The organism is Deltaproteobacteria bacterium (genome assembly GCA_016223005.1).
In the GTDB taxonomy this organism is placed as follows: Bacteria; Desulfobacterota; GWC2-55-46; order UBA9637; family GWC2-42-11; genus JACRPW01.
This window is the reverse complement of record JACRPW010000093.1, coordinates 1-4,524: the sequence shown is the minus strand read 5'-3', so window position 1 is coordinate 4,524 and position 4,524 is coordinate 1. Positions and strand designations below refer to the sequence as shown.

Genomic DNA, 4,524 nt, shown 5'->3' with positions numbered 1-4,524 from the left:
CTCATAGGCAAGTTTATCAAACTTCTTGTCTTTACTCCGCCAGCCAACTATTTCTATTATGACTGCAAATAAAGGCACGCCCAATACAAATGCCCCAAAATACAAATGCATCTGGGCCAGAAACCACACAACCTTCCTTGAATCCAAACCCATAAACTGCCGATATACATTCTCCTCAAGGGCAAAGGCTGATGAGGCAAAAACAAGCACAATGGAAACTGCCATGATTATCTTCTTTGACATATATTTCTTCCTTTTAAGGTCTTTTTAGTCCCCTTTTAATTTTAAGCAAAGGGCAGTCCATGACTGCCCTTTTTTTTATTTGAAGGGCAAGGCCCTTCCTACATTAAAAGTCAAACTGCAGCTTTGCCATATATTCGGAAATGGTATCGGTTGATGCTGTGGTAGCAGCAGTTGTTGTTGTCCAGCCTTTTGCATTAGGCATAAACCATGCACCTGAGAGTGTCAGGTTAAGACCCTTTGCCAGATTATGGACAAGTGCAGCATCCAACTCCTGCCCTAGTTCACTATCCTGATAAGAGGTTCCGCCTGTTACCTTCTCTTGAGCAAGATAGAAGGATGCTCCGGTAAGTTTGAACGTGGTCTTGTCTGTTGCCTTATATGCTGCCTTTAAACCGATCCACTTAAGGTTGCCAATACCATTATGAGTGTTAAGAAGATCTGCGCGTCCAGCATGTCTAAGCTGGGCACCACCTTCTCCTGCATCACCTTGGTCAAGGAAGATGGCGGTATGGGTATAAGATGGGAGTGGTCCTGTGAAGGTATTTATGTCATTATCATTAGCATTATCATCGCCAGAACCATAGCCAACTACCAACTCAAGTGTAAGTGGGGGACCGCCTGCCTTTGCAAAATCATAACTTGCCCTTGCATCAAAGGCATACCCTGTTAAATTATTAGTTAATACAGCACCTCCGGGTATGGTTACATCCACATCACCAAACTGAGAGGCACCTGTAAGACCTACCTTCCAAGGACCTTGTGCAGCATCAATTTGGCCTGCAAGCCACATCGGTCTTCCTTCTACATAATATTGATTAGTTAGTGTAGTAGCTCCAGGCAAACCAGATGCGTTTAGTACATATGTTGATCCAGAACTATCATTAAGTGTCCCATGATAGAAACCAAATGCCCCGCTAAAGATAGAAGCTTTAGGTTTGTATATACCAACAAGCACATGTACTGACATAGCTTTATCTGCAGTATCATCTGCATCCACAAACGCAGCAATAAGTGTTAAGTCAGAAGTTACAGGATAGATATAGTATGCTTGCTCTGCGACACCTGTGAATATGACACCGTTAAATGGATGCTCTGCCCAGAACTTACCTATCTTGACTGTAGCACCGCCTAACGGGAATACAAGAAACATCTCACGATTCCATGCGCTTGATGTCTGACTCTCACCCCAGTTATAGTTTCCTGAGTTGATTTGCAATCTTCCCATAACAGGTCCTTCTGATACATCTAAATTCAGCCTGAATCTGTGGTCTGCAAAAGACCACTGCTCATCAGCACCTCTTGACTGAAGGGCATTACCGCTTGTCATGTTTTGAACTGAAAATCCCCTTACCCTGTAATGACCGCTGGTTTTCAACTCAGCAGCATAAGCAGGAATTACCCATGCAGATATAACAATTGCTGCAAGTATTAAAATCCATTGTTTCTTCATGTTTCCTCCCTTTTTGCAATTGTAATTTTGTTACTTATTTTGTTACTTATACAAATTTACTACTTATCTTATTTTCTTTTTACATCACCTGCCTTTCTATAATAGATTTAGAAATGGATGGGCTATACCCACCAATTATTCGCAGAGTTCAGATAGATTCCTCTGCGACGATTAGATGTCCTGAAGAGTGGTGGAAGCCACCACCACTCTTCAAGGGAGGAGGATCGAAGAGACTTTTAGCTTCAATCCCTTTGAAATGAAAATTGCATATGGTATGCCAAAGACGATGTAATAATAATTACCTTATTTTTCAACAGGTTAGAATGGAAGTTGGGTAATATTATATATGCTAAGGTATGGCAGGATGGCTGGTATCATTTTAATATAGACCTAAAAACAATGGTTCTGATTGGATATAAAGAGGTTTGGATATTTTTGCCACATGTGGCAAAAATGTATTATCTCAACTGATACATTGAAATCTTTCTCTGGAGGGTTCTTCTGTCTATGCCAAGCAGTTTTGCAGTTAGGGTTATATTCCACTTATTGGCATTCAGGTTTTCAAGGAGACATTTCTTTTCCATTTCATAAAGCATAGATGGTTTTGAAACAACATTTGATTTGGAAGAAAGAAGGGATGTTATAGACCTGCATGTTATGACAGGTTCATTAGAGAGAAGGATTGCCCTGTTAAGTGTATTAAAAAGTTCCCGGATATTTCCTGTCCAATTATATGATAGCATTGCATCAATTGCACTATTGGAAAGTGTAATTGATCTTTCCTTTGCTATAGAGGATGATTTAAGGAAATAATCTACAATGGCTGGTATATCCTCCCTTCTCTCCCTTAAAGGCGGAATATCAATTCTGCATACATTTAACCTGTAGTAGAGGTCGTGCCTGAACCTCTTTGCCTTTACCTCTTCTTCTATATTCTTATTTATAGCCGCTATTATCCTTACATCAACCTTTATTTCTCTTGTAGAACCCAGGGGTCTGAATACACCTGTTTCAAGGAATCTTAACATGCTTGCCTGAATGATAGGGTTCATGTCTCCTATTTCGTCAATAAACAATGTTCCGCCATCAGCCACTTTTAAAAGTCCGTTCTTGCTGTCTACAGCGCCTGTGAATGCCCCTTTTATATGACCGAATAGTTCATTTTCTAAAAGTTCCGGTTTCAGAGAGGCACAGTTTATTGCAACAAAAGGCTTTTCCTTTCTTTGACTGTCAAAATGCAGTGCCCTTGCTGTGAGTTCCTTACCTGTTCCACTCTCGCCGCAGATTAGAACAGGGAGCATGGAATCCTTAATCTTATGAATGGTAGAAATCACCCTCTGTATCCCGCTGGTTTTACCAACAATGCCGTGATAATTTCCCAAGCAAAGTTTATCTTCTTCATTTGAAATCTTTGCAGTATCAACCTTTATAATACTCTCCTCTATCTCATCTATACTGCATGGTTTTGTGAGGTAGTTGTATGCGCCTGCTTTCACAGCCTCAACAGCATTTGATATACTTCCATATCCGGTTAGAATAATGCATCTTAATGCTGGTTGTATCTCCTTCAATTCTCTTATAACATCAATACCGTTTAGTCCCATCATATTCATGTCTATAAAGGCTATATTGAAGATTTCATTTTCCGCAATCTGCACACCATCTTCTCCACTCGCAGCAGCACCAACCCCATAACCCCTTCTTGCAAGGGCTTTTGTTACATGCTTTCTAAAAACCTCATCATCATCAACTATAAGTATTTTCATCTGCTACTCAATAGGTAAAGAGATAGAAACATTTGTGCCAACCCCAACCTCACTTTCTATCTTTATATCTCCTTTTAAATTTTTTATAATCCCATAACTAACAGAAAGTCCCAACCCTGTGCCCTTACCAACAGGTTTTGTAGTAAAGAACGGCTCAAATATCTTTTTTAAGTTTTCCCTTGATATCCCATCTCCATTATCCGAGACAATGACCTTAATAAAACAGCCATCTCTTTTCGTAGATACCAAAACATTGCCGTCTTTTCTATCCATTACAGCCTCTGCAGCATTTTTAATGATATTAAATGCAACTTGTTTGAATCTTTCGGGGTCGGTATTTATAACAGGGAGAGATTTATCCAACTTTTTCACTATGTATACATTTTTATAAATCTCTCCCTTTTGAATAAGATGCACAACATTTATTAATACCTTGTTCAAATCAGTCTCCATCCATTCTGGCTCGACCTTTTTAGAAAAACTTAAAAGGTCGTTTATGATTATCTGACATCTTTTGATTTCACCATCTATATCTTCAAGATAATCATTCATTTCTTCTTTTTTAATTTTACCCTTTGCCATTCCATCCATTATGCATCTTAACTCCTGAGATATGATATATATTGTTGCAAGGGGTGTGTTTAATTCATGGGCAACCCCTGCTGCAAGTTGTCCTACTGCAGCCATCTTTTCTATCTGTGCCATCAGTTCCTCTGATCTTATCCTCTTAATAGATTTTTCAGTAGCATCAAGAATAAGTTCCAAGACCCTTAATACATTGCCATACTCATCAAATACAGGGATGCCTATTACTTCAAAATCAGTAGGTTTTTTGTTTTTGGTTCTGTTTTTGGGTGATTCAAGAAATATGTCAGTGGGGAGATGAAATTCGTAATGGGTTGGTATTCCGCTGTCAAGTGTTTTACCGGTAGGACATACATTACAGAAACTTGTAGAATATGCTATGGTCCTATAACATTTTCGCCTTTCTCCTATTTTGAGGTTGCCCAGCCATTCAACCGCCTTGTTATTCATCCACTCAATACGGTGATCCCTGTCTATAAT

At 39.3% G+C, this 4,524-nt stretch carries 4 protein-coding genes; all 4 read right to left on the bottom strand.

What is annotated here, in order from left to right:
• On the bottom strand, positions 1-243 hold a 243-nt coding region (locus HZC45_09280; protein MBI5683331.1), incomplete at its 3' end, for a hypothetical protein.
• 103 nt (positions 244-346) lie between these two features.
• Positions 347-1,693, bottom strand: coding sequence for an alginate export family protein (locus tag HZC45_09275; protein MBI5683330.1), 1,347 nt, complete (start codon positions 1,691-1,693; stop codon positions 347-349).
• Positions 1,694-2,151: 458 nt separating this feature from the next.
• Positions 2,152-3,459 (bottom strand): sigma-54-dependent Fis family transcriptional regulator, encoded by a 1,308-nt coding sequence (locus HZC45_09270; protein ID MBI5683329.1) that lies wholly within the window; start codon positions 3,457-3,459, stop codon positions 2,152-2,154.
• 3 nt (positions 3,460-3,462) lie between these two features.
• On the bottom strand, positions 3,463-4,524 hold a 1,062-nt coding region (locus HZC45_09265), incomplete at its 5' end, for a hypothetical protein (GenBank protein MBI5683328.1).